At 68.2% G+C, this 21,857-nt stretch carries 22 protein-coding genes; 13 read left to right on the forward strand and 9 right to left on the reverse strand.

Annotated elements, in window-relative coordinates; genetic code table 11:
* Positions 1-4: 4 nt before the first annotated feature.
* On the reverse strand, positions 5-1,462 hold the full coding sequence (locus AC0QC4_RS16110; RefSeq protein ID WP_483661132.1) for an amidohydrolase: 1,458 nt from the start codon (positions 1,460-1,462) through the stop codon (positions 5-7).
* 171 nt (positions 1,463-1,633) lie between these two features.
* On the opposite strand from AC0QC4_RS16110, the gene AC0QC4_RS16115 reads away from it, so the two are divergent.
* The 3 genes from AC0QC4_RS16115 to AC0QC4_RS16125 all read left to right on the forward strand — a co-directional run bounded on the left by AC0QC4_RS16115 (position 1,634) and on the right by AC0QC4_RS16125 (position 4,361).
* Complete coding sequence (locus AC0QC4_RS16115) at positions 1,634-2,377, forward strand: alpha/beta hydrolase (protein WP_483661133.1); 744 nt, start codon at positions 1,634-1,636, stop codon at positions 2,375-2,377.
* 142 nt (positions 2,378-2,519) lie between these two features.
* Complete coding sequence (locus AC0QC4_RS16120) at positions 2,520-3,428, forward strand: helix-turn-helix domain-containing protein (protein WP_483661134.1); 909 nt, start codon at positions 2,520-2,522, stop codon at positions 3,426-3,428.
* A gap of 96 nt (positions 3,429-3,524) precedes the next feature.
* On the forward strand, positions 3,525-4,361 hold the full coding sequence (locus AC0QC4_RS16125; RefSeq protein WP_483661135.1) for a tetratricopeptide repeat protein: 837 nt from the start codon (positions 3,525-3,527) through the stop codon (positions 4,359-4,361).
* A gap of 137 nt (positions 4,362-4,498) precedes the next feature.
* On the opposite strand, the gene AC0QC4_RS16130 is transcribed toward AC0QC4_RS16125, so the two are convergent.
* Positions 4,499-5,248 carry an SIMPL domain-containing protein gene (locus AC0QC4_RS16130; RefSeq protein ID WP_483661136.1) on the reverse strand — a complete coding sequence of 250 codons (750 nt, stop codon included), beginning with the start codon at positions 5,246-5,248 and terminating at the stop codon, positions 4,499-4,501.
* A 125-nt stretch (positions 5,249-5,373) separates the two neighbouring features.
* Between AC0QC4_RS16130 and AC0QC4_RS16135 the strand changes: the two genes are divergently transcribed.
* The 7 genes from AC0QC4_RS16135 (at position 5,374) to AC0QC4_RS16165 (ending at position 11,034) form a co-directional block, all read left to right on the forward strand.
* The gene (locus AC0QC4_RS16135; RefSeq protein WP_483661137.1) at positions 5,374-5,826 is read left to right on the forward strand and encodes an acyl-CoA thioesterase; all 453 of its coding nucleotides are present in this window, start codon (positions 5,374-5,376) and stop codon (positions 5,824-5,826) included.
* The gene (locus AC0QC4_RS16140) at positions 5,823-6,257 is read left to right on the forward strand and encodes a VOC family protein (protein WP_483661138.1); all 435 of its coding nucleotides are present in this window, start codon (positions 5,823-5,825) and stop codon (positions 6,255-6,257) included. Before AC0QC4_RS16135 ends, AC0QC4_RS16140 begins: the two co-directional genes overlap by 4 nt.
* A 38-nt stretch (positions 6,258-6,295) precedes the next feature.
* Positions 6,296-7,183, forward strand: a complete 888-nt coding sequence (locus tag AC0QC4_RS16145) for a tyrosine recombinase XerC (protein ID WP_483661170.1) — start codon at positions 6,296-6,298, stop codon at positions 7,181-7,183.
* Positions 7,184-7,269: 86 nt separating this feature from the next.
* Positions 7,270-8,982, forward strand: a complete 1,713-nt coding sequence (locus tag AC0QC4_RS16150; RefSeq protein ID WP_483661139.1) for an AMP-binding protein — start codon at positions 7,270-7,272, stop codon at positions 8,980-8,982.
* Entirely contained in the window at positions 8,979-10,043 is a 1,065-nt protein-coding gene (locus AC0QC4_RS16155) for a M48 family metallopeptidase (RefSeq protein WP_483661140.1), read from the forward strand. Before AC0QC4_RS16150 ends, AC0QC4_RS16155 begins: the two co-directional genes overlap by 4 nt.
* 92 nt (positions 10,044-10,135) lie before the next feature.
* Positions 10,136-10,675, forward strand: a complete 540-nt coding sequence (gene msrA, locus AC0QC4_RS16160) for a peptide-methionine (S)-S-oxide reductase MsrA (RefSeq protein WP_483661141.1) — start codon at positions 10,136-10,138, stop codon at positions 10,673-10,675.
* A 104-nt stretch (positions 10,676-10,779) separates the two neighbouring features.
* Positions 10,780-11,034, forward strand: a complete 255-nt coding sequence (locus tag AC0QC4_RS16165) for a hypothetical protein (RefSeq protein ID WP_483661142.1) — start codon at positions 10,780-10,782, stop codon at positions 11,032-11,034.
* Here the strand turns inward: AC0QC4_RS16165 and ubiG are convergent.
* The 7 genes from ubiG to AC0QC4_RS16200 all read right to left on the reverse strand — a co-directional run bounded on the left by ubiG (position 11,003) and on the right by AC0QC4_RS16200 (position 17,188).
* Positions 11,003-11,743 carry a bifunctional 2-polyprenyl-6-hydroxyphenol methylase/3-demethylubiquinol 3-O-methyltransferase UbiG gene (gene ubiG / locus AC0QC4_RS16170; protein WP_483661143.1) on the reverse strand — a complete coding sequence of 247 codons (741 nt, stop codon included), beginning with the start codon at positions 11,741-11,743 and terminating at the stop codon, positions 11,003-11,005. The genes AC0QC4_RS16165 and ubiG overlap by 32 nt on opposite strands.
* A 115-nt stretch (positions 11,744-11,858) precedes the next feature.
* Complete coding sequence (locus AC0QC4_RS16175; RefSeq protein ID WP_483661144.1) at positions 11,859-12,611, reverse strand: GtrA domain-containing protein; 753 nt, start codon at positions 12,609-12,611, stop codon at positions 11,859-11,861.
* A 10-nt stretch (positions 12,612-12,621) separates the two neighbouring features.
* Positions 12,622-13,839: a toxic anion resistance protein gene (locus tag AC0QC4_RS16180; RefSeq protein ID WP_483661145.1), complete on the reverse strand. Its 1,218-nt coding sequence runs from the start codon at positions 13,837-13,839 to the stop codon at positions 12,622-12,624.
* Between the two features lie 168 nt (positions 13,840-14,007).
* A complete protein-coding gene (locus AC0QC4_RS16185; protein WP_483661146.1) occupies positions 14,008-15,045 on the reverse strand; it encodes a bile acid:sodium symporter family protein in 1,038 nt (345 codons plus the stop codon).
* A gap of 40 nt (positions 15,046-15,085) precedes the next feature.
* A complete protein-coding gene (locus AC0QC4_RS16190) occupies positions 15,086-15,808 on the reverse strand; it encodes a cytochrome c biogenesis CcdA family protein (RefSeq protein WP_483661147.1) in 723 nt (240 codons plus the stop codon).
* 103 nt (positions 15,809-15,911) lie between these two features.
* A complete protein-coding gene (locus AC0QC4_RS16195) occupies positions 15,912-16,334 on the reverse strand; it encodes a thioredoxin family protein (RefSeq protein WP_483661148.1) in 423 nt (140 codons plus the stop codon).
* Positions 16,335-16,444: 110 nt separating this feature from the next.
* A complete protein-coding gene (locus AC0QC4_RS16200) occupies positions 16,445-17,188 on the reverse strand; it encodes a Crp/Fnr family transcriptional regulator (RefSeq protein ID WP_483661149.1) in 744 nt (247 codons plus the stop codon).
* Positions 17,189-17,519: 331 nt separating this feature from the next.
* Between AC0QC4_RS16200 and AC0QC4_RS16205 the strand changes: the two genes are divergently transcribed.
* The 3 genes from AC0QC4_RS16205 to AC0QC4_RS16215 all read left to right on the forward strand — a co-directional run bounded on the left by AC0QC4_RS16205 (position 17,520) and on the right by AC0QC4_RS16215 (position 21,602).
* Positions 17,520-17,954, forward strand: a complete 435-nt coding sequence (locus tag AC0QC4_RS16205; protein WP_483661150.1) for a BLUF domain-containing protein — start codon at positions 17,520-17,522, stop codon at positions 17,952-17,954.
* Between the two features lie 31 nt (positions 17,955-17,985).
* A complete protein-coding gene (gene ggt / locus AC0QC4_RS16210; protein WP_483661151.1) occupies positions 17,986-19,719 on the forward strand; it encodes a gamma-glutamyltransferase in 1,734 nt (577 codons plus the stop codon).
* Positions 19,720-19,802: 83 nt separating this feature from the next.
* Positions 19,803-21,602, forward strand: a complete 1,800-nt coding sequence (locus tag AC0QC4_RS16215) for an AMP-dependent synthetase/ligase (RefSeq protein ID WP_483661152.1) — start codon at positions 19,803-19,805, stop codon at positions 21,600-21,602.
* Positions 21,603-21,857 lie beyond the last annotated feature (255 nt).

Consider the following 21,857-nt stretch of genomic DNA (forward strand, 5'->3'; position numbering starts at 1 on the left):
CCGGTCAGCGCGCGCCGGGGTTGCGGCGGTAGTCGAGGCTGGGCGGATTGTCCCCGAGCAGCGAGCGATAGACGAAGTCGGGGCCGCGCCGCCGCTCAAGCTCGGCGCGGGCGGCGGCGAGCGCGTCGGGGCTCTGGAACAGTTCGGCCGCGCTCAGTGCCAGCACCTTGGCCGCAGTCATCGCGCCCTGTACGCCGATGCTGCTGCCGCTCGCCGCGACCGCCTGCCAGCTATGCGCCGCAGTGCCGGGCGCCCAGGTGGCGGTGCCGAGCCCGGCGGTCGGCGTGGTGTAGCTGACATCGCCGACATCGGTGGAGCCATAGTTGATCTCGCCACTGGAATAGGGCGCGATCTCTGTGGAGGGGATGACGGCGTTGGGGCCGAAGCTGGGCGTGATGCGATCGATGAAGGCGCGTTCCGCCTCCCCCCACACCGGCGGGCCGACGAGACGCAGGTTGGCATCGACGATGCGGCCCAGCGTATCGTTGGGCAGCAGGTCGAAGGTGCCGCCGACCTGCGCGAATTCGACCGTGGTGCCGGTGCCCATCGCCGCGCCGCGCGCCGCCGCCTGCACCCGTTCCATGATCTGCACCACGACCTGCTGATTGGGGTGGCGGACGTAATAATAGACTTCGGCGCTGGCCGGCACGACGTTGGGCGCACGCCCGCCATCGGTGATGACATAATGCAGCCGCGCCTCCTGCGGCACATGCTCGCGCATCATGTTGACCATGTAATTGAGCGCCTCGACCCCATCGAGCGCCGAGCGGCCGCGTTCGGGCGCGCCGGCGGCGTGGGCGGAGATGCCGGTGAAGCGGAATTTGCCGCTGACGTTAGCGAGCGCGGTGTTCTGGGCGGCGCTGTTGTGATCGTCCGGATGCCAGTGGAGCATGGCGGAGACGTCGCTGGTCAGGCCGGCGCGGACGAGGAACACCTTGCCCGATCCGCCTTCCTCCGCCGGGGCGCCATAGAGGCGAAGCTCCCCGGAGACATTGTTGGCGCGCATCCAGTTGCGGGTGGCGATGGCGGCATAGACCGAAGCCGCGCCGAACAGATTATGGCCGCAGCCATGGCCGCTGGTCATGCCCGCGGCCGCCGCCTGTTCCGGCGCAGCCTGCTGGCTGAAGCCGGGCAGCGCGTCGAACTCCGCGAGCAGGCCGATCACCGGGCCGCCGCTGCCGTGGCGATAGCGGGCGATGAAGGCGGTGGGCATGCCGGCGACACCGGCCTCTATCTCGAACCCCGCCTCTCGCAACTGGCGCTGCAGCAGCGCGCTCGACTGCTGTTCCTGGAAGCCGAGCTCGGCATGACCCCAGATGGCGAGCGCGGTGCTCGACAGCGAGGAGGCGTTGCGATCGACATCGGCGAGGATGGCGGTGCGCTGTTCCTCGCTGACCGGCCCGGCGAGCGCGGGGGTGGCGGTGGCGGCGAGCAGCAGCGCGGCGGCAAGGCGGAAGGACATGGTCTCGAAGGCTCCCTGTTGACGGGCGGGAGTGTGGCGAGGCTTGGCCGCGAAGGGAAGCGAATGTTGGCGTGCGGGGACATCGGGCGATCGGACCGGTAGCGCCGAACTCGATCGGTCGAGATGGCGCAGGGGATTATCGCGCGCGGCAAAGCGCAGTATTGTCAGGCCATGCGCATCATCGACGGCCGCCTCACCCGACCCCGCCGCCCTGCCCTCGCCTGGCGACAGTGCGAGGGCGCGGGGCCGACCATCGTCTTCTTCCCCGGCTATGCCAGCGACATGGCCGGATCCAAGGCGACGGCGCTGATCGACTGGGCGGCGCGCGAAGGGCGGGCGTGCCTGCTGTTCGATTATGCCGGGTGCGGCCTGTCCGACGGGCGATTCGCCGACGAGACGCTGGAGACATGGCGCGACGATGCGCTCGACATGATCGCCGCGCGGGTGCCGGACGGGCCGGTGCTGCTGGTCGGATCATCGATGGGCGGCTGGCTGATGCTGCTGGTGGCGCTGCAGCTCGGCGCGCGGGTGGCGGGGCTGGTGGGAATAGCCGCTGCGCCCGACTTCACCGACTGGGGGTTCAGCGACGCGCAGAAAGCGGTGCTGCAGCGCGACGGGCGGCTGCTGGAGCCCAATCCCTATGGCCCCGAGCCGACGCTGACGACGCTGGCGCTGTGGCAGTCGGGCGAGGCCAACCTGCTGCTGGGTGGCCCGATCGCCATCGACTGCCCGGTGCGGCTGCTGCACGGCCAGGCGGACAGGGACGTGCCGTTCGACGTGTCGCTGCGACTGGCCGCCGCCCTCACCAACCCCGATATCCAGACGCTGCTGATCAAGGACGGCGACCATCGTTTGTCGCGGCCACAGGATATCGCAATATTGCTCAAAAATGCCGCAGCGCTTTGCGAATCGTGAAACCGGGTGACAAAAATGGCCCGGACACAAAGGGATTGCGTAGCGCCTGCTACAAAATTGCTTTGTTACGCATGTAGCATGTGCTACAACTGGATTTCGTTCGACGGATGGAGCGGAGCCGGAGGCGATGGGATTTCAATATTTGAGCTCGGGCATCGAGCCGGTCGACCGCATGCGCGCGTCGGCGGCGTGCACGGTGACCAGCCTGCCGGTACCCACGACGGGCCTGCTGATGTCGCGGATGGACGGCTTTTCCGGCTGCGCGAAGGCGGAGATCGATTCGCCGGGAGAAGGCGACCGCTGGGACTGCTGGATGTTCCCGCGCCGCGAGCGGCTGGCCAGCAGCGTGTTCAGCGACGGGCGCGAGGTGCGGCTGGAAAACGGGCTGCACGATTTCCATTTCATGCCCGCAGGGCTGGCAGGGCGCTGGGTGCAGCCGGCGTCGCTCGGCGTGCTGCTGCTCTATGTCGAGCGTCCGGCCGACGGGGGCAGTGAGGCGTTCGGCTGCGAGCCGGCACCGATCCTGGGCGGCACCGACGAATGGATGGTGCGCCTGTCGCACATGCTGGAAGCGCAGGCGCAGAGCCCGTCCTTCGGCGCCGACCTGATCTTCGATGCGGCGCTGCGGATGATGAAGGAGCGCACCGGCGTGCTGATAAGGAAGCGCTGGCAGCAGGACAGCCGGCTGTACATGGCGCCGCACCGCCTCAACCGGGTGCGCGATTATGTGCAGGCCAATCTCCATCGCCATGTCTCGCTGGGCGAGCTGGCCGAGCTGGTGGAGATGTCCGCGTTTCACTTCATCCGCGCGTTCCGGGACAGCACCGGCGAGACGCCCTATCGCTATGTCTGCCTGAGCCGATTGAAGCGCGCCCTGGCGCTGCTCGACGATCCGGCGATGCCGCTGAGCCAGGTTGCCGAACGCTGCGGCTTTGCCCGGCAATCGCATTTCAGCGCAGCATTCCGCCGGGAAATGGGCACGACGCCGAGCGAGTATCGCGCGCTGTTCTCCGCCCGGGCCGGGGCGCGGCGGGCAGACACGGAGCAGTAGGCGGGCCGAACGACGTCGGCATTCTTTGCGGAAACCGCTCTTGGGCGCTAAGTGTCTCGACAGGGGCACAGATTCGACCCGAAGTGGACCATCGCCGTGCTGTTCTCCGCCCTGTTGCTGCTGATGCAATCCCCTGCCGCTGCCGATCCGGTGCCGCTCGCCGGACCGCGCACGCTCGGCATCCTCGATGCCGACCGGTTCGACCGCTGCCACGATACCGCGACCGACGATGCGGTGGCGGGCATGGTCGAGGCGCAGCGCTGGATCGTCGAGGGCGGCGGCTTCATCGCGCGCCAGTGCCTGGGCTTTGCACAGGCCAAGGCGGGGCTGTTCGACGCCGCGACCGAAAGTTTCGCGCAGGCCGCGACCGATGCGGAAGCCGCACGCGACTGGCGCGCCGCCAACCTGTGGGCGCAGGCGGGCAATGCCGCGCTGGCGGCGGGCGACCCGGAACGCGCGCTGGGCCACCTCAATGCCGCGCTGGTGCAGGGGCGGCTGAGCGGATTGCAACTGGGCGAGGCCTATCTCGACCGCGCCCGCGCCGCGCTGGCGCTCGAGCGCTGGAGCAATGCGCGCAGCGACCTCGACCTGGCCGTGCAGCATGCCGCGCAGGACCCGCTGGCGTGGCTGCTGTCGGCAACGCTGGCGCGCCGTCAGGGCGATCTTGCTCGCGCGCAGGCGGACATCACCGTCGCCTCGCAGCTCGGCCCGCGCGATGCCGCAATCGCGCTGGAGGCCGGCAACATCGCCGCCGCTGGCGACCGGCTCGATGCGGCGCAGCGGAGCTGGGAAAGCGCGGTGGCGCTGGGCGGGGAAACGCCCGCCGGCACGACCGCACGGACGCGGCTGCAGGAGCTGGCGGCATTCCGGGCGGAGGAAGCGGCGGCGGCGGCCGCTGCGCCTGCGGCGGAAACCGCAACGCCGCCCCAGTGATGCGGCGATAGCACGCCACACAGCACGTCATTGCGAGCGCAGCGAAGCAATCCAGAGTCGGCGTCAACCGCCCTGGATTGCTTCGCTACGCTCGCAATGACGGGTTTGCTGGCGGTGTGTCATCGGCGCCACTGCGTTCAATCGAGGAAATACTCCACCGTGGTCACCACCCGCACCCGCTTGTCGGGGGTGTCGGAGACGCCATAGCCTTCGCTGGCGCCATCGCGCGCGGTGATCTCGAAATAGCCCTGGGTCGCCGAGCGGATGTCGCCGACGGCCGAGCCGCTGTCCCGCGCGAACTGTTCGGCGGAGCGGCGCGCGTCCTGCGTCGCCTGCGCGATCATCGCCGGCTTGATGTCGTTGAGCTTGGTGAAGCTGTAGCTCATCGACGACCCTTCGGCGAGGCTGACGCCGCGCCGGACCAAGTCGAACTGGCGGGCGACCGCGGTCTGCGCGCGGGCGATGTCGGTCGAGCGGAACTGCATGCGCTGCTGCACCGTGTAGGTCATCAGCCCGTTGTTGTTGTAGCTCGACACGCTGACCCCGGCCGGGGTGAGCGCGCTGGCAGGAAAGCCGATGCCCTGGAAATAGGCACGCACCGCAGCGGTGTCGGCATCGGCCTCCGCCTGCGCGGCGGCAAGGCTGTCGGCGCTGGTCGAATAGGTCACGGTCCAGGTGGCGAGATCGGCGCGCACATCGCGCTCGGCCAGACCGCGCACGGTGACGGCGCGCTCGGCATCCTTCATCCGCACCAGCCCCGATCCGGCGAACCAGCCGCCGCCCATGATGCCGATGGCGCCGATGGCTGTCGCCAACAGCAGCACGCGATTGCGATCCGCGAGCCAGCTCCTCCACCCCTCGCGCTGCGCCACTGATTCTTCCGGCATGGCCGGTTTCCCTTCCCTTGATGATACGGCATACCGCCCATCGGCCACCGCACCGCCGCCATGCCATGCCCAGGCTGTCGCTGCGATGAACCGTTTATTTTTATCGACGAACCGAGTGAGATAGAATGGCCCGTTCCGACTACCGCTTCGCCTTCCGCAAGCGCGTCCGCTACGCCGAGATCGACGCGCAGGCGGTGGTGTTCAATTCCCGCTACCTCGAATATTTCGACATCGGCATCACCGAATATTGGCGCGCGGTGGGCATGTACGATGCCGCGCCGATCGCCGGCGGGCCGGAGTTTCACGTCGCCAAGGCGGTGGTCGAATATAAGGCGCCGATTGTGCTCGACGAGGAAATCGACATCTGCGTGCGCTGCTCGCGCATCGGATCGAGCTCGATGACCTTCCTGTTCGAGCTGCATGGGGCGGGCAAGGACGATCTGCGCGCGACGGGCGAGGAAGTGTCAGTGCATGTCAGCGAGGCGCAGGGCCCGCCCGCGCCGGTGCCGGACTGGATTATCGCGCTGTTCGACACATATGAGGGGCAGTCGCTCAAGGCTGCAAAGGTGCCCGCATGAAATATCTCCACAGCATGATCCGGGTCGCCGACCCCGACGCCACCGTAAATTTCTTCAAGCTGATCGGGCTCGAGGAGGTGCGCCGCTTCGACAGCGAGAAGGGGCGGTTCACACTGATCTTCCTTGCCGCACCAGGGCAGGAAGGCGTGGCCGAGGTCGAGCTGACCTATAACTGGCCGCCCGAGGACGGCAGCCCGGCGGAAGTCTATGGCGGCGGCCGCAATTTCGGCCACCTCGCCTACCGGGTCGACGATCTTTACGCGACCTGCCAGCGGCTGATGGACGCCGGCGTCACCATCAACCGCCCGCCGCGCGACGGGCACATGGCCTTCGTGCGCTCGCCCGACGGGATTTCGATCGAGCTGCTGCAGGACGGGCATCTGCCGGTGCAGGAGCCCTGGGCGTCGATGCCCAATGTCGGGGAATGGTGACGGGCGACGATGACGAGGGCGGCGGGGCAGCGCTGGGGCTGCACCCGCTGGTAGCGGCCTGGCGCGACAGCCTGGCGCTGGAGCGGCGACGATCGGTGCATACGGTGCGCGCCTATGTCGCGACGGCGCAGCGCTTGTGCGATTTCCTGTCGGCCTATCATGGCGGCGCGGTGGATGCGCCGATGCTGGGACGGCTCGGCCCGGCCGATCTCAGGGCGTTTCTGGCCGACCGGCGCGACGGCGGGCTCGCCAACGCCTCCGCCGCGCGCGAGCTTTCCGCGATACGCGGGTTCCTGCGCTTTACCGGGGGCGAGGGGGCGGCAGTGCCGGCGGTGCGCGGGCCGCGCCTGAAACCGCGGCTGCCGCGGCCGGTCTCCCCCGGCGAGGCGTTGGCGCTGGCCGAGGATGTCGCCGATGCGGCGCACACCCCCTGGATCGGCGCGCGCGACTTTGCGGTGCTGTTGCTGCTCTATGGCGCGGGCCTGCGGGTCGGCGAGGCGCTGGCGCTGACCGGGGCGGCGCTCGATGCCGGCGATGTGCTGCGCGTGACCGGCAAGCGCGGCAAGACCCGGGTGGTGCCGCTGCTGCCGGTGGTGCGCGAGGCGCTGGCGCACTATGCGGCGCTCTGCCCGTGGCCGCTGCCGCGCGATGCGCCGCTGCTGCTCGGTGCGCGCGGCGGGCCGCTCAATCCGGCGCTGGTGCGTCGTGCCGTGCAGGGAGCACGACGGCGGCTGGGGCTGGCCGAGCGCACCACGCCGCACGCGCTGCGCCACAGCTTTGCCACGCACCTGCTGGCCGGCGGGGCGGATCTGCGCAGCCTGCAGGAGCTGCTGGGCCATGCCAGCCTGAGTTCGACACAAATCTATACCGCGATCGACACCGCGCACCTGCTCGACGTCTATGCCAGCGCGCATCCGCGGGCGTGAAATTTGCTGGCCGGTGACGCGCGGCACTTGTGCGCGGCGTCGCTTGGGATAGACAATCCTTCATCTCTCCCTGCCATGGACCAACGATGACCTTTGCCGCCCGCCCTGCCATCGACCCCGACGCCATCTGGGCGCGCCATTTCGACCATCCGGTGCCGTGGCTGAGCGCGTTTCCGCCGCTGTCGATGAACGAGATGTTCGCGGCTTCCGCCGCCAGGTTCGGCAAGGCCAATCTGCTCGATTTCCTGGGGCGCAAATACCGTTTCGACGAGGTGGCGGACGCGGTGCGGCGCGCGGCGGCCGGATTCCAGGCGCTGGGCGTCGGCAAGGGCGACCGGGTCGGCCTGTTCCTGCCCAATGTGCCGCACTATGTCGCGGCCTATTATGGCGCGCTGCTCGCCGGGGCGACGGTGGTCAATTTCTCCCCGCTCTACACGGTCGACGAACTGACCCACCAGGTCGAGGACAGCGGCACCAAATTGCTGGTGACGCTGACCGCCGCCGCGCTGCTGCCCACCGCGCTGAAGGTGCTGGAAGGCTCCAGCCTCGAGCGGCTGGTGGTGGGGTCGGTCGCGGGCGTGCTGTCCCCGGTCAAGAGCCTGGCCTACCGCCTGTTCAAGCGGCGCGAGGTCGAGCCGCTGCCCAGGGACGCGCGCATCACCCGCTTTTCCGCGCTGATCGCCAATCGCGGCGCGGTGACGCCACCCCCGATCGAGGCGGAGCAGGATGTCGCGCTGATCCAATATACCGGCGGCACCACCGGCACGCCCAAGGGGGCGCGGCTGACCCACCAGAATCTGACCGCCAATGCGCGGCAGGTGAACATGCTCGATCCGTGGAAGGACGGCGAGGACCGCATTCTGGGCGTGCTGCCCTTCTTCCATGTCTTTGCCAACACCTGCGTGCTCAACCGCACCGTGCTCAATGGCGGGGAGATCGTGATGCTGCCGCGCTTCGACGCCGGGCAGGCGCTGGAGGCGGTGACGCGCGGGCGGGTGACGGCGATGCCCGGCGTGCCGACCATGTACCAGGCGCTGCTCGACCATCCCGACATCGCCCGCACCGATTTTTCGAACTTGCGCGTGTGCATTTCCGGCGGCGCGCCGATGGCTGCCGAGCTCAAGGCGCGCTTCGAGGCGCAGACCGGGGCCAAGCTGGTCGAAGGCTATGGCCTGACCGAGAGTTCGGGCGTGGTTTCGGCCAATCCCTATTCGGGCGACGGCAAGCCGGGAACCATCGGCCATCCGCTGCCGGGGACGATGGTACGGCTGGTCGACAAGGAAGACCCGGCCCGCGACGCGCCGGCAGGCGAGCCGGGCGAGATCGTCATCGCCGGGCCGCAGATCATGCAGGGCTATTGGAACAAGCCCGGGGCCGACAGCGACAGTTTCGTGGTCACCGCATCGGGCGCGTGGCTGCGCACCGGCGATGTCGGGGTGATCGACGCGGATGGCTATATCCGCATCGTCGACCGGCTGAAGGACATGATCGCGGTCGGCGGGTTCAAGGTCTATCCGTCGGTGATCGAGGCGGTGCTGTACCAGCATCCCTCGGTCAAGGAGGCGCTGGTGATCGGCGTGCCCGATGCCTATCGCGGCGAAAGCCCGCGCGCCTATGTCGCGCTGGATGAAGATGCCGCGCCGGCCAACGGCGTCGAACTGACCGGCTGGCTGAATGCCCAGCTTGGCAAGCATGAGCGGGTGGATGCGGTGATCGTGCGCGCATCCCTGCCCAAGACGATGATCGGCAAGCTCGATCGCAAGGCGCTGCGCGCCGAACTGGCGGGGGAGGCAGGATGAGGACAGCAGGCTGGGCGATGGTCGCGGCGCTGGTGCTGGCAGGCGGGCCGGCAGCGGTGGCGCAGAACCGTCCGGGAAATTCGGCAGCGGTGCAGGTGATCGACAATCTGCGCACGCTGCTCAAGCATGAGGAGCGGGTGACCGCGATCGGCGAGCGGCTGGCGGTGGCCGCCGCGGCGCAGGGCTGGTGCACGCCGACCCGCTCGGCCGGCTGGACGCTTGGCGATCTGGGCATGTACCCCAAGGCGCTGCGCCCGACGATACGTGCGCATTTCGGCCTGCCCGCCGATGTCAGCCTGTTCGTCTCCAGCCTGGCGCCCGATGGCGCGGCGGCGCAGACCGGGATCCGCCAAGGCATCGGCATCAGCCGCATCGGCGATGCCGTACCGGTGCGGTTCCGCGGCACGGGCCTGACCCGCAGCGCGCTGACCAGCAACGAGCGCACCGTGCAGCGCGGACTCGATGCCGGGCCGCTGCAGCTCGAGGTGGTCGAGACCGACGGCAGCCGGCGCCAGGTGACGGTGACCGGGCGCAATGCCTGCCAGTCGCGCTTCGAAGTGTCGGCCGAGGATTTCGAGAATGCCTTTGCCGATGGCGAGGTGGTGCAGGTGACCGCCGGCATGGCGCAGTACAACCGGGAAAGCGACGAGGAGCTGGCCGGGGTGATCGCGCATGAGCTGGCACACAACATGCTGCGCCATATTCCGCGATCCGAGGAGGCGGGGACGCCGCGCGACTATCGCCAGCATCTCGCCCGCTATGCGCGCATTTCCCGCGAGATGGAGCAGGAAGCCGACCGGCTTTCGGTCTGGCTGCTCGCGGCGGCAGGGTATGACCCGGAGGCGCCGCTGCGCTTCTGGCGCCGGTTCGGCCCCGGCAATGACGGATCGCCGCGTTTCGGGCGGCTGCACGACCGGTGGGAGGACCGGGTGGCGGCGATCGAGGACGAGCTGACCCGCATGCGCGCGGCCAAGGCCGCCGACCCGCAGGCGCGGCCGGCCCTGCTCGATCGCGCCAACGCCCCGCCGCCGCCGGTGGCGGCTCCGGCCGGGCGCCAGTAACGCGCCGGCAGGGCTGCGCGAATGGGGGGACGTTGACAGCGGCGCACGCGCCCCCATTTGCCAACTGACCCACTGATTAGGACAGCATTGCCATGACCATCGAGACCGCCATTTTCGCCGGAGGCTGCTTCTGGTGCACCGAAGCCGTGTTCAAATCGCTGGCCGGAGTGGAGAGCGTCGAGAGCGGCTATATCGGCGGGCATGTGCCCAACCCCACCTACAAGGCGGTGTGTGCGGGCACGACCGGCCATGCCGAGGCGATCCGCATCACCTTCGACCCGGCGGTGATCGGCTATGGCGACCTGCTCGACGTGCATTTCGGGACGCATGATCCGACCCAGCTCAACCGCCAGGGCAATGATGTCGGCACGCAATATCGCACCGCGCTGTTCCCGCTGACCCCCGAACAGGAGCAGGAGGCGCGCGCCGGCATCGCCCGGGCGCAGGCCGACTGGCCGCAGCCGATCGTCACCACCATCGAGAGCGGCGAATGGTATCCGGCGGAGGATTACCACCAGAATTACTGGGAAGGCGAAGGCCAGCGCAACGGCTATTGCCTGGCGGTGATCCCGCCCAAGCTCGCCAAGCTGAAGAAGCGCTTTGCCGAACGGCTGAGCGAAACGGCAGCCTGAGGCGGAAGGGCGCCCTGACCGGCGGGCTGGCGCTGCTCGCCGCAGCGGCGCCTGCCGTTGCCCTGGCGCAGGCGCTGCCAGGAGCGGGCGGTAACGGACCGCCGGTGGTACTGCGCCCCCCTCCCCCGCCCCCGCCCAGGCTGGAGCCGCCACAGCCGCCAGCCGGGCCGGAGGATACCGAGGCCAAGCGGCGTGGCCCGCCGTCCACCCTGCGCGACTGGATGGCGCATGCCTCGGCCGCAACGGTGCAGCGCTACCCGCTCATAGACGATCCGGTAACCGGGTTCGGCAACGATGATCTGTGGGAGGCGCGGCCGACCGTTGCGGTCAGGCGCGGGTCAGTGTCGCCAGATAGTTGAGCGCCAGCGAGCCGCCGGCGCGGAAGCCGCGCGTTACCGGATCGACCGAGAGGCCGGTGATATCGACGATCTTGAGCCCGACATCGCCGGCCAGCAGGGTCAGCTCCTCCGGCGTGAGGAAGCGGTCCCAATCATGGGTGCCGCGCGGCACCATGCCGATGCGTTCCGCCGCTTCGACCAGCAGCAGGCGGCTGGCGGCGGTGCGGTTGGGGGTGGAGAGGATCATCAGCCCGCCATCGGCCAGCCGGTCGGTCAGCGCCGAGAGGAACAGGTGCGGATCGGAGACATGCTCGATCACTTCGAGCGAGGTGACGAGGTCGAACTGGCCCAGCGCGCCGGCAAAGGCGGGATCGCCGAGATCGCCGCAGCGATAGTCGATGGTCAGCCCCTGCCCGGCCGCGTGCGCGGCGGCGACGGCGATGTTGGCCGCAGCGGCATCGACTCCGGTGACCGTCGCGCCGAGCCGGGCGAGCGGCTCCGCGATCAGCCCGGCGCCGCAGCCGGCATCGAGCGCGCGGCGACCGGCCAGCGGACGCAATTGCGCGCTATCGGCGTGCCAGTGCGCGTCGATGGCACGGCGGATGTAGCCGAGCCGCGCCGGATTGAGCCGGTGCAGCATCGCCGAACTGCCGGTCGGGCTCCACCACTCGGCGGCGAGTGCGTCAAAATGGGCGGCCTCTGCGGCAAGGATGGTGGCGGACTGGCTCATGCTTCTGCTTCTGCCAGCGACACGCGGGCGGTGCAACCTGGCCGCACGGTCCGCCCCGGCCACGGCGGGGGAATGGATACCGCGATGCTGCGCCGGAGGGTCGGCGTTGGAGCGATCAGGCTTCGTCGCCCTTGTAGCGCAGCTCGAGATAGCGTTTGTGGCTCGACAGGCGGTCCATGTCGGTGCTGGCGATATGGCGCGCGAGGCCGCCGATTTCCTCGTCGAGCAGCTGCATGCCTTCGATCAGCTCGCGCTCCGCGACGCGGCCGTTGCGCTCCTCGCGCCGCATGGTGACGGGGACGCGCTTGTAGCCTTCGACCAGATGCGGCAGCTCCTCACCCACCAGGCGGCGCAATTCGTGCGCTTCGGGCGCGTTGGCATCGAGCGTGGCGAGCTGCGGCTGCAGCGCGGCGATCTTGCGGCCGATGTCGTCTGCCAGCGTCATCGCGGGCGCGGGCAGCGCGCGGCGTTGCTGGTCGATCCAGCCGATGGTGCGATCGGCAAGCTGCGGCAGGCTGGCCTGGACGATGGTGTCGGCCCGCACTTCCTTTTCCCGGCTGAACAGGAAGGCCATCATCAGCACCAGCGGGATGGCGAGGAACACAGCCAGCACGCCGAAGAAACCGATGCCGTCAATGACGGCACCGAGGATGCCGGCGGACAGGAACAGCGCGACGATCCCGGCCAGCGCGAACAGCACGAAGCGCTTGCCGCGCCGCATCGCCCGGCGCGCGACATGGCCGAGCGCGGGCGGGATGCCCTGCATCGGCTGGCCGCTGCGCCGCTGGCGCGAGCGGTTGATGCTGAGCGCTGCCTCGCGGTTCGCGGTGTCGACGGTGGTGGGACCGGAGGGGAGATCGGAGGTCATGGCGGCGTGCCTAACCCTCCAGCGCCGCGAACGGGCTGTCCTTGCTGGTCAATTGCGCCTGCGCCTGGGCCTGGCCCTCGGCGCGCGCGATATAGCCGCGCGACTTTTCCACCTCGACGGTCAGCGTGTTGATGGTCGTCTTCATGCTGTCGAGCGCCTTCAGCTTGAACACATCGACCGCATCCATCGTGTCATAGATGTTCTGGAAGGCGCGCTGCAGCGTTTCCATCGGGATGGTCGAGGCGGCGGCCTGTTCATGGATGCGCGCGGTATTGTCCTTGAGCATCTTGCCGGTGCCATCGATGATGTTGGCAGTGGTGGTGTTGAGCGCGGTGATCTGATCGAGCACCAGACGCTGGTTGTTCATCGCCTGCGCCACCGTCACCGCGGTGCGCAGCGCGCCGACGGTGGTGGTGCTGGCGCGATCGACGCCCTTGATCAGCTCTACATTATTCTTCTTGACCAGATCGAGCGCGAGATAGCCCTGCACGCTGACGGCGAGCTGGGTCAGAATGTCCTGGCTGCGCTGCCGCACATAGAAGAGCGCGCTTTCGCGGATCGCCTTGGCCTTTTCAGGATCGGTCGCGTCGAGCTCATTGGCCTTGGCTTCGAGCCGCTCGTCGAGCGTCTTGGCGACATGCACCATCTGCTCGAGCCGGCCCATCGCCGCCCACAGATTCTGGCGCTCGATATCGATATCGCCATTATCCTTGAGCAGTTCGGTCTTGCCGTTGGCGAGACGGCGCAGGATTTCGCTGATGTGGGTCTGCGCCGACTGGTAGCTGTCGAAATAGTTGCGCAGCGATCCGCCGAACGGGATCAGCCCGAACAGTTTCTTCTTCGAGGTCGCGCCCTGCTTCGATGGATCGAGATCCTCGACCGTGCGGCGCAGCGCGGCGAGATCGGCGCCGACGTTGGAATCATTGTTCATCGCCCTGACCGGGCGATCGAGGAAGCGGTTGCTGTGCGCCACCGCCGCCGCGATTTCGGCGCGGCCCATGTTGGTGATCTGGTCGATCTTCTGGCCGAATTCCGGGCTGTTGGCGTCAGTCGAGATCAGGTCTTCGATGAAGCCGTCGACCCGCTCGTCGAGCTTGCTGCGCTGCTCGCTGGAGATGCTGACGAGGCCCGCTGCCTTGTCCGGCGCGACCTGCGGCACCGGCGCCGGCGGCTCCAGCACGATGGCCGGTGCATCGAGCGTCTCGGTCTTGGTTTGCGTCTCACTCATGGCCCGCTCAAATCCTTCATGCCCCATCCATTGCGAAGAGTGGGGTCAGATGCGCCTTCCCGCAAGGGGGAAACAGTGTGTTATATAGATAAGGCAGCGGGTGTGCGCAATGGGCGCGTCAGGCACGCGCCGCCAGTGCCGTGGCGACGGCGGCGGGCTATGCGCTTGTCAGCCGGGGTCGCCTTGTGTTGCTCCGGCCCCTCCACCATCCTGCGGATGGTCCCCCTCCCCGTTCCGGGGAGGAGCTGATTTGGCCAGTGCCGGGGCGATCCAGGCGGAGACGATGAGCTGGGCGAGGTGGTAGACGAGGATCGGCAGCAGTACCATGCCGGCGGCGTTGGCCGGGAACAGCAACGCGGCGAGCGGCGCGCCGACGGCGATACTCTTGTGCGCGCCGGCAAACAGCACCGCCGCGCGCTCCGGCTGCGCCAGCCTGAGCGCGCCGCCGAGCAGCCAGGCGCCGCCGAAACCCGCCACCAGCATCAGCGCGACGCCGGCGCCGAGTAGCGCGAAGTCGCCGCCCGACAATTTGCTCCAGATGCCATCGACCACCGCCGCGCTGAAGGCGACATAGACGGCAATGGCGATCGCCCCCTGATCCATCAGCTTGACGCCGGAGGGGTGCCGCAGCACCCACGGCCGCGCCCAGCGCTGCACCAGCTGGCCGACGATGAACGGCAGCAGCAGGATCAGCGCGATGCGTATGGCCAGATCCCCCGACAGGCTGACTCCGCCATCACGTCCGGCCAGCAGTGCGAACAGCGCGGGCGAGACGATGATCGCGGCAAGATTGATCAGCGCCGAGGCGATGACGCTGACCGCGACCGCCCCGCGCGCGAGGCTGGTGTAGGTGGTCGCCGACTGCACCGTGGTGGGCAGCACTCCGGCATAGAGAAAGCCGAGCGCGACCAGCGGCGGCAGCCAGCCGTCGGTCAGCCGGGCAAGGCCGAGACCGGCCAGCGTCATGACGCCGAACACGAACAGCGCGATGGCCCCCTGCACCCGCCAGTTGCGCAGCCCGGCAAGCACCTCGTCGCGCGGCAGGCGGATGCCGTGCAGCAGGAAGATGAGGAACACCGCGCCCGAGGAGACGAGATTGGCCACCGCCACCTGCCCGCCGCGCACCGGCAGCAGGCTGGCGAGCATAATGGTGGCGATCAGTATCCAGATGAAGCGGTCAGGGATGATGCGGGTGAGGAAAGACACGGCCGCCGCATGGCCGGTACGCCGGAATTTGGCAATGCGCTCAGAAGCGGGTCGACCATTCCGTCGCCCAGGCGGGCCCATGATCGAGGAACCAGATTTCGGTGGCCTTGTCCAAGCCGGTCAGCACCAGCAGGCCGGCGACCAGCATGCCGCCGCCGAGCAGCAGCTTGCCGGTGCTGGCTGCCGAGCCCAGCCCGCCGCGCAGCCGGGCCAGCATCTGCCGTCCGGCCAGACCGATGGCGAGCAGCGGGATCGAAATGCCGACGCCGAACAGCAGCATGACGAGGCCCGCCTGCCCCAGTGCCTCGCCCTGGCTGGCGAGCAGGGTCGCCGCGCCCAGCGTCGGGCCGACGCACGGGCTCCACACCGCACCGAGCAGCAGGCCGAGCCCGAACTGGCCGGCAAAGCCGCCGCCGCGCACGCCGCTGGTGCGGCGGTTGGCCCAGTTGCCGATGGGGGCGAGCGCGGCCTGCATCTGCCGCTGTGCCGCAGGGATCAGCAGCAGTGCGCCAAAACCGATCAGCAGCACCGCCGAGCTGGTGCGGAACAGATCCGGGTTGAGCCCGAGCGAAAAGCCGATGGTGGCAATGAACAGGCCAAGCGCGGCGAAGCCGGTGGAGAGGCCGAGCGCCAGCGCGACAGGCCCGAGGCGATGTTCGTTGCTGGCGGTGCCGAGCACGATCGGCAGGATCGGCAGGATGCAGGGCGAGAGGATGGTGAGGACGCCGGCCAGAAAAGCCGCGCCAAGGGTGAGCAGGTCCATCGGCGGCGCCCTGTATCAGCTTTGGGAGTGGGGTCCGCCCGGACCGTTCGTAAGGGGGGACGAGCGCAGGGAGTGCGCATGGTCCGGGCGGTAGGGGAAATCGTCAGCCGCGGGTGCTGGCAACCAGCCGGGCAATGGCCGCGCGATTGGTATCGCCGATCAACCGGCCGGTTTCGCGATTGCCGCGGAAGGCAATCAGCGTCGACTGGCGGGTGACGCGCAACGGGCGCTGTTCGGCGCGCTGGCTGTCGAAATCGATGCGAAAGACGACCAGATCGGCGTTGGCCGGATCATTCTGGGCGGCGACCAGCGGCGCCTGCTGGGCGCGGCATACCGGGCACCAGGGGGCATAGACTTCAACGAGGATCGGCTTGCCGGCGGCGCGGGCGGCATCGAAGGCGGCCTGGGTGAAGGGAATGGCGCGCACCTGCTGCTGCTGTGCGAAGGCCGGTGCTTCGGCGAGCGGGGTGATGGCGATGGTCGCGACCAGCGCGCCGAGCGCGATGCGGGCATGGGTGAACGACATGAAGAATTTCCCTCTGGCGGTAATCGGGGTGCCGCATCGGCGGCTCGTTGATCCATTCGCCAGCGGCTGCGCTGCGGTTACGCAGGGTCGCCCAAAAAAGTTGCATCCGCTCAATCGTCGTAGCGGTCGTCGAACAGGCGGCCTTCGCGTCCGTAGAGATAATCGCCATCGAACTCGGCGATTTCAGCGAGCTTGGGGTGATCGACGATGATTGCGTCCCCGCCTTCGAAGCGCACCAGATCAAGCCGCCGCAGCGTCGTCATGGTACGGCTCATATGGACCGCGGTTATGCCGCATACTTCGGCGATTTCGCGCTGCGACAAGGGTATGGGGAAGCGCACGCCGTCCGACCGGCCGACGAACCGCAGACGCATCTCCGTTTCGCACAGGAAATGACAGACGCGGCCCAGTGCATCGAGCCGGCCGAGGCGAAAGATCCATTCGCGATGCATCGCCGCGTCGAGCAGCGTCGAATACCACAGGATGCGGGTGAGATGTGGTCGCTGCTCCAGTGTCTCGCGAAGTCCATGGTGGGGAACCAGCGCGATCCGCGCTTCGCTGATGGCGGTCACTTCATGATCGAGCCGCTTCATGGGGAAGGCGTGCAGATCGAGAAAATCGCCCGGCACATGCAAGCCGAGGATCTGCCGTCCGCCCTCGCTGTCCAGCACCGATCGGATGACGAAGCCGTCGATGAGATAGGTGCTGGTGTCGATGCGCTGCCCGCGCCGGACGATCGCCTCTCCAGGGGCGAGCACGCTCTCACCGCTGATCATCGCATCGAGGGCGGCGAGTTCTTCCTCTGCCAGACCGTGGCGCACGCGGCCGGCCAGAAAATCCCGTGTTATCATCATCCTCCCCTGCATGTTGCGCAGGGACGATCCCCACGCGCGCGAAACGAGGCAAAAGAGCGGCGGTTCCGCAGACACGGTGTCGGCGACGGCGCACGCGCGCGGACGGAGCTTTATCGCTGCTGCGTAACAAAGGTTATGTGGCACCGGCGGCCCGCCGCGTAGAAGGCCTGATCTGCTTGGCAATGCCGCTGGAAGGAGATGTCTTCGGCATCGCCCGTCCGAGTGTCATTCCTACACGCCGCGGGGGTGGGATAGTGCTTCAATGTCAAATCATCTGCTCTGAAGGATGACGCTTTTGACGCTCCCCCATTCCAGACCGCGCCTTGGAGCATTGCCGACCCGGCAGCTCATTCATATCAGCCACGCGCCTGCCGACCTGTCGCTCGACGAAGTCAGGAGCCTGATGTTCGAAGCGCGCGGGTTCAACCTGCTCAACGGTATCGGCGGCATATTGGCCTATGATCGGCGCGGCTTCCTGCATTGCATCGAGGGCACCGGCGACGCGGTCGACGAGGTACTGGAACGGGTACGCGAAGACCCGCGCTTCCGCTGCATCCGCATCCTCGAGGACATATGGCGCGAGGAATGCGAGTTCACCGCGTTTCACGACCTGATCGGCAGCAACGCAGCGCCGGTGTCGACCGAGGCGCTCGCGCGATTGTGGCGGGTGCAATTGTCATCCGGCACCATGCAATTGCTGGACGAAGGGTTGGCAGCGCTGGCTGGTGGGCCGGACAGGCATTGCGGGTGCGCATCCGGGCGTTGACGCGCAAGGCGTAACGGCTAGGGTCGTGGGCATGAGACATCTGCTCCTACCCGCGCTCGCCCTTGGCCTGATGCTGCCCGCCCCGCTGCTGGCCCAAGACAACACCGCCCCCACCGTGGCTGCAGCCAGCCCGCCGACGCGGACCGCGAGCGGTGCGGCGCTGGTCTCTTCCGCCGATGGCCGCGCTTCTGCGGCCGGGCGCGAAATGCTGGCGCTGGGCGGCAGCGCTGCCGATGCGGCGATGGCGACGATGCTGGCGCTGACCGTGGTCGAGCCGCAGTCGAGCGGCATCGGCGGTGGCGGTTTCTTTGTCTATCATGACGCAGCCTCGGGCGAGATCATCACCATCGACGGGCGCGAGGAAGCGCCCGCAGCCGCGACGCCCGACCGCTTCCTGGGCCCCGACGGGCGGCCGCTGGGCATGCGCGATGCGGTGCCGGGCGGGCGCTCGGTCGGCGTGCCGGGCAACATCCGCCTCGCTGCCGAAGTGCATCGCCGCTATGGCCGGGTGAGCTGGGCGCAATTGTTCGCCCCCGCCATCCGGCTGGCCGACGAAGGCTATGAGGTAAGCCCTTGGCTGGCCGCGGCGCTGACCGGCAGCGACGAGCGCTGGACCGATTTTCCGCAGACGCGCGCGCTGTTCTTCATCGACGGGCGCCCGGCGCGCGCAGGCGAGACGCTGCGCAATCCGGCCCTGGCGGCGACGCTGCGCGGCATTGCCACGCGCGGGCCCGACGCGTTCTACACCGGGGCCACCGCGCGCGCGATCGTGCAGGCGGTGCGCACCGCGCCGCGCAATCCGGGCGACATGACGCTGGCCGACCTTGCCGCCTATCGCAGCGCGGATCGCGCGCCGGTGTGCTTTGCCTATCGCGTCTATCGCGTCTGCGGCATGGGCCCGCCCTCTTCCGGCGCGACCACCGTGTTCGGCATCCTCGGCATGCTCGAGGGATTCGACCTGCACGCGATGGGCAAGGACAATCCGATGAGCTGGCACCTGATCAGCGAGGCGATGCGGCTGGCCTATGCCGACCGCGACACCTATGTCGCCGACCCCGACGTGGTCGAGGTGCCGGTCTCCGGGCTGATCGACGAAAGCTATCTGAGGGATCGTGCGCGGCTGATCTCGCCGTTCCGCGCGGCCGAGCGGGTGAGTGCGGGCACGCCGCCGGGTGCGGCACCCCGCACCACCGCAGTCGCCGGCGAAGTACCGTCGACCAGCCATTTCGTCGCCGTCGACCGCGCCGGCAATGTCGCCAGCATGACATCCACCGTCGAAGGCATTTTCGGCAGCCAGCTGGTCGCGGGCGGGATGATCCTCAACAACGAGCTGACCGATTTCAGCCTGGCACCCGAGCGGGACGGCGCGCCGGTGGCCAACCGGGTGGAGGGCGGCAAGCGCCCGCGCTCGTCGATGTCACCCACCATCGTCTATGGCCCCGATGGCGCGCCGATCCTCGCGGTCGGTTCTGCCGGGGGACCGCGCATCATCATGCATGTGCTGAAGACGCTGGTCGGGGTGCTCGATTTCGGCCTGCCGGTCGAGGAGGCGGTTGCCCTCCCCAACATCTATATGGCGGGCGACGGCACGATCATCGAGAACACGCCGCTGGGGGCGACGCTGGCGACCCAGCTTGCGCAGTTCGGCCGTCCGACGCTGTCGGGCGAGCTCGGCTCCAAGCTCAACGCCGCCGAGCGCGAGGCCGATGGGAGCTGGACGGGCACCGCCGACCCGCGCAGCGTCGGGGCGGTTGCAGTCGAATAGCAAAACGACCACATAGGCGCCCAAGATTCCGGAAGACGTCCGGACAGGGCCATTTCCCTCCCCGGGAAAAGACAGAGAGAGTCATGACCAAACCAGCGCAGATCGACGGTTTTCCGAACCTCGTCTCGATGTTCTACACCCGCGTCGACGAGGGCGGCGAACGGCCCTTTCTGTGGCACAAGGCCGAGCGAAGCTGGGTCAGCCAGAGCTGGCGCGACGTGGGCGAGCAGGTCGCGGCGCTGTCCTCCGCCTTGCTCGGACTGGGGCTGGCCAAGGGCGACCGGGTGGTGCTGGTGTCCGAAAACCGGCCCGAATTCCTGATCGCCGATTTCGGCGTCATGGCCGCCGGTTGCGTGACGGTGCCGACCTACACCACCAACACCGAGCGCGACCACCAGCATATCCTCGACAACAGTGGCGCGCGCGGCGTGATCGTTTCCACTGCCAAGCTGGCGCGCGCGGTGATGCCGGCGGCGCTGCGGGCGCAGGTCGAGTTCGTCATCGTCATGGAAGACATGAAGATGGCGCAGCAGAGCGACGTGCGCGTGCTCGACTGGGCCGACCAGATCAAGGGCGGTGCGGACAAGGTGGCGGCGGTGCGCGAGCGCGCGGCCAGCGTCACCCGCGACGATCTGGCGTGCCTGATCTACACTTCGGGCACCGGCGGCGCCCCGCGCGGCGTACGCCAGCACCATGGCGCAATCCTGCACAATGTCGAAGGCGCAGCGGCGATCGTCGACGAGGATTTCGGCATCGACAACGAGGTGTTCCTGTCCTTCCTGCCGCTGAGCCACGCCTATGAGCATACCGGCGGCCAGTTCCTGCCGATCGCGATGGGCGCGCAAATCTATTATTCCGAAGGGCTGGAGAAGCTGGTTTCGAACATCGAGGAGACCAGCCCGACGATCATGGTCGTGGTCCCCCGCCTGTTCGAGGTGATCCGCGCACGGATGCTGAAAGCGGTGGAGAAACAGGGCAAGCTGCCCAATTTCTTGCTGCGCCAGGCGCTGCGCATCGGCGCCAAGGATTATGCCGGAAGCGTGCCGCTGTGGGACAAGCCGGTCGGCGTCGCGGTCGACAAGCTGTTCCGCCCCAAGATCCGCGCGCGCTTCGGCGGGCGGATGAAGGCGCTGGTGTCGGGCGGTGCGCCGCTCAACCCGGACATCGGCATCTTCTTCCACTCGATCGGCCTGACGCTGCTGCAGGGCTATGGCCAGACCGAGAGCGGCCCGATCATCAGCTGCAATCGCCCGCGCGCCGGCCTGAAGATGGACACCGTCGGCCCGCCGCTCAAGAACACCGAGGTGCGCATTGCCGAGGATGGCGAAATCCTAGTCCGCGGCGAGCTGGTGATGCACGGCTATTGGAACAATGAGGCGGAAACCGCGCGCGTCCTGAAGGACGGATGGCTGCACACCGGCGACATCGGCGAGATCGACGCCAAGGGCCGGATCAAGATCACCGACCGCAAGAAGGACATCATCGTCAACGACAAGGGCGACAATGTCTCGCCGCAGCGGGTGGAAGGCATGCTGACGCTGCAGCCCGAAATCCTGCAGGCGATGGTGCATGGCGACAAGCGGCCCAATCTGGTCGGCATCGTCGTGCCCGACCCTGAATGGGCGATGGAATGGGCCAAGGCCGCCGGCCTGCCCACCGACATGGCCCTGCTCAAGCAGCATGAGAGCTTCCGCTCAGCCGTCCGCGCCGCCATCGACCGGGTCAACAAGGATCTGTCGGTGATCGAAAAGGTCCGCAAGTTCGACTTCGCCGACGAACCCTTCACCATCGAGAATGAGCAGATGACGCCGAGCATGAAGATCCGCCGGCACGTGCTCAACACCGTCTATGCCGACAAGATCGGGGCGATGTACCGGGGCTAGGGCAGTCGGGCAAATTTTGTCGGTTTCAGAGCATGAGGACATAGTCCCCCGGAGCTGAATCCGCATCGCTGCCGCTGTCGCCCCGCACGTGATGCGGGGCCTGGCTGCTTTGGCAAGGGCGCCAGATAAAGCCCTGCCCCGTGTCAAGCACGGGGCGACGAGGGGTGGTTGCGGTAGTGCAGTGCACACCGCTGTCGGGTCACTTCCCTGAAACGACCCGACCACCCTGGGCTTGTCGGAGCCGATTGCTGCGGC

The sequence above is a fragment of the Sphingomonas sp. jy18 genome (genome assembly GCF_056931895.1).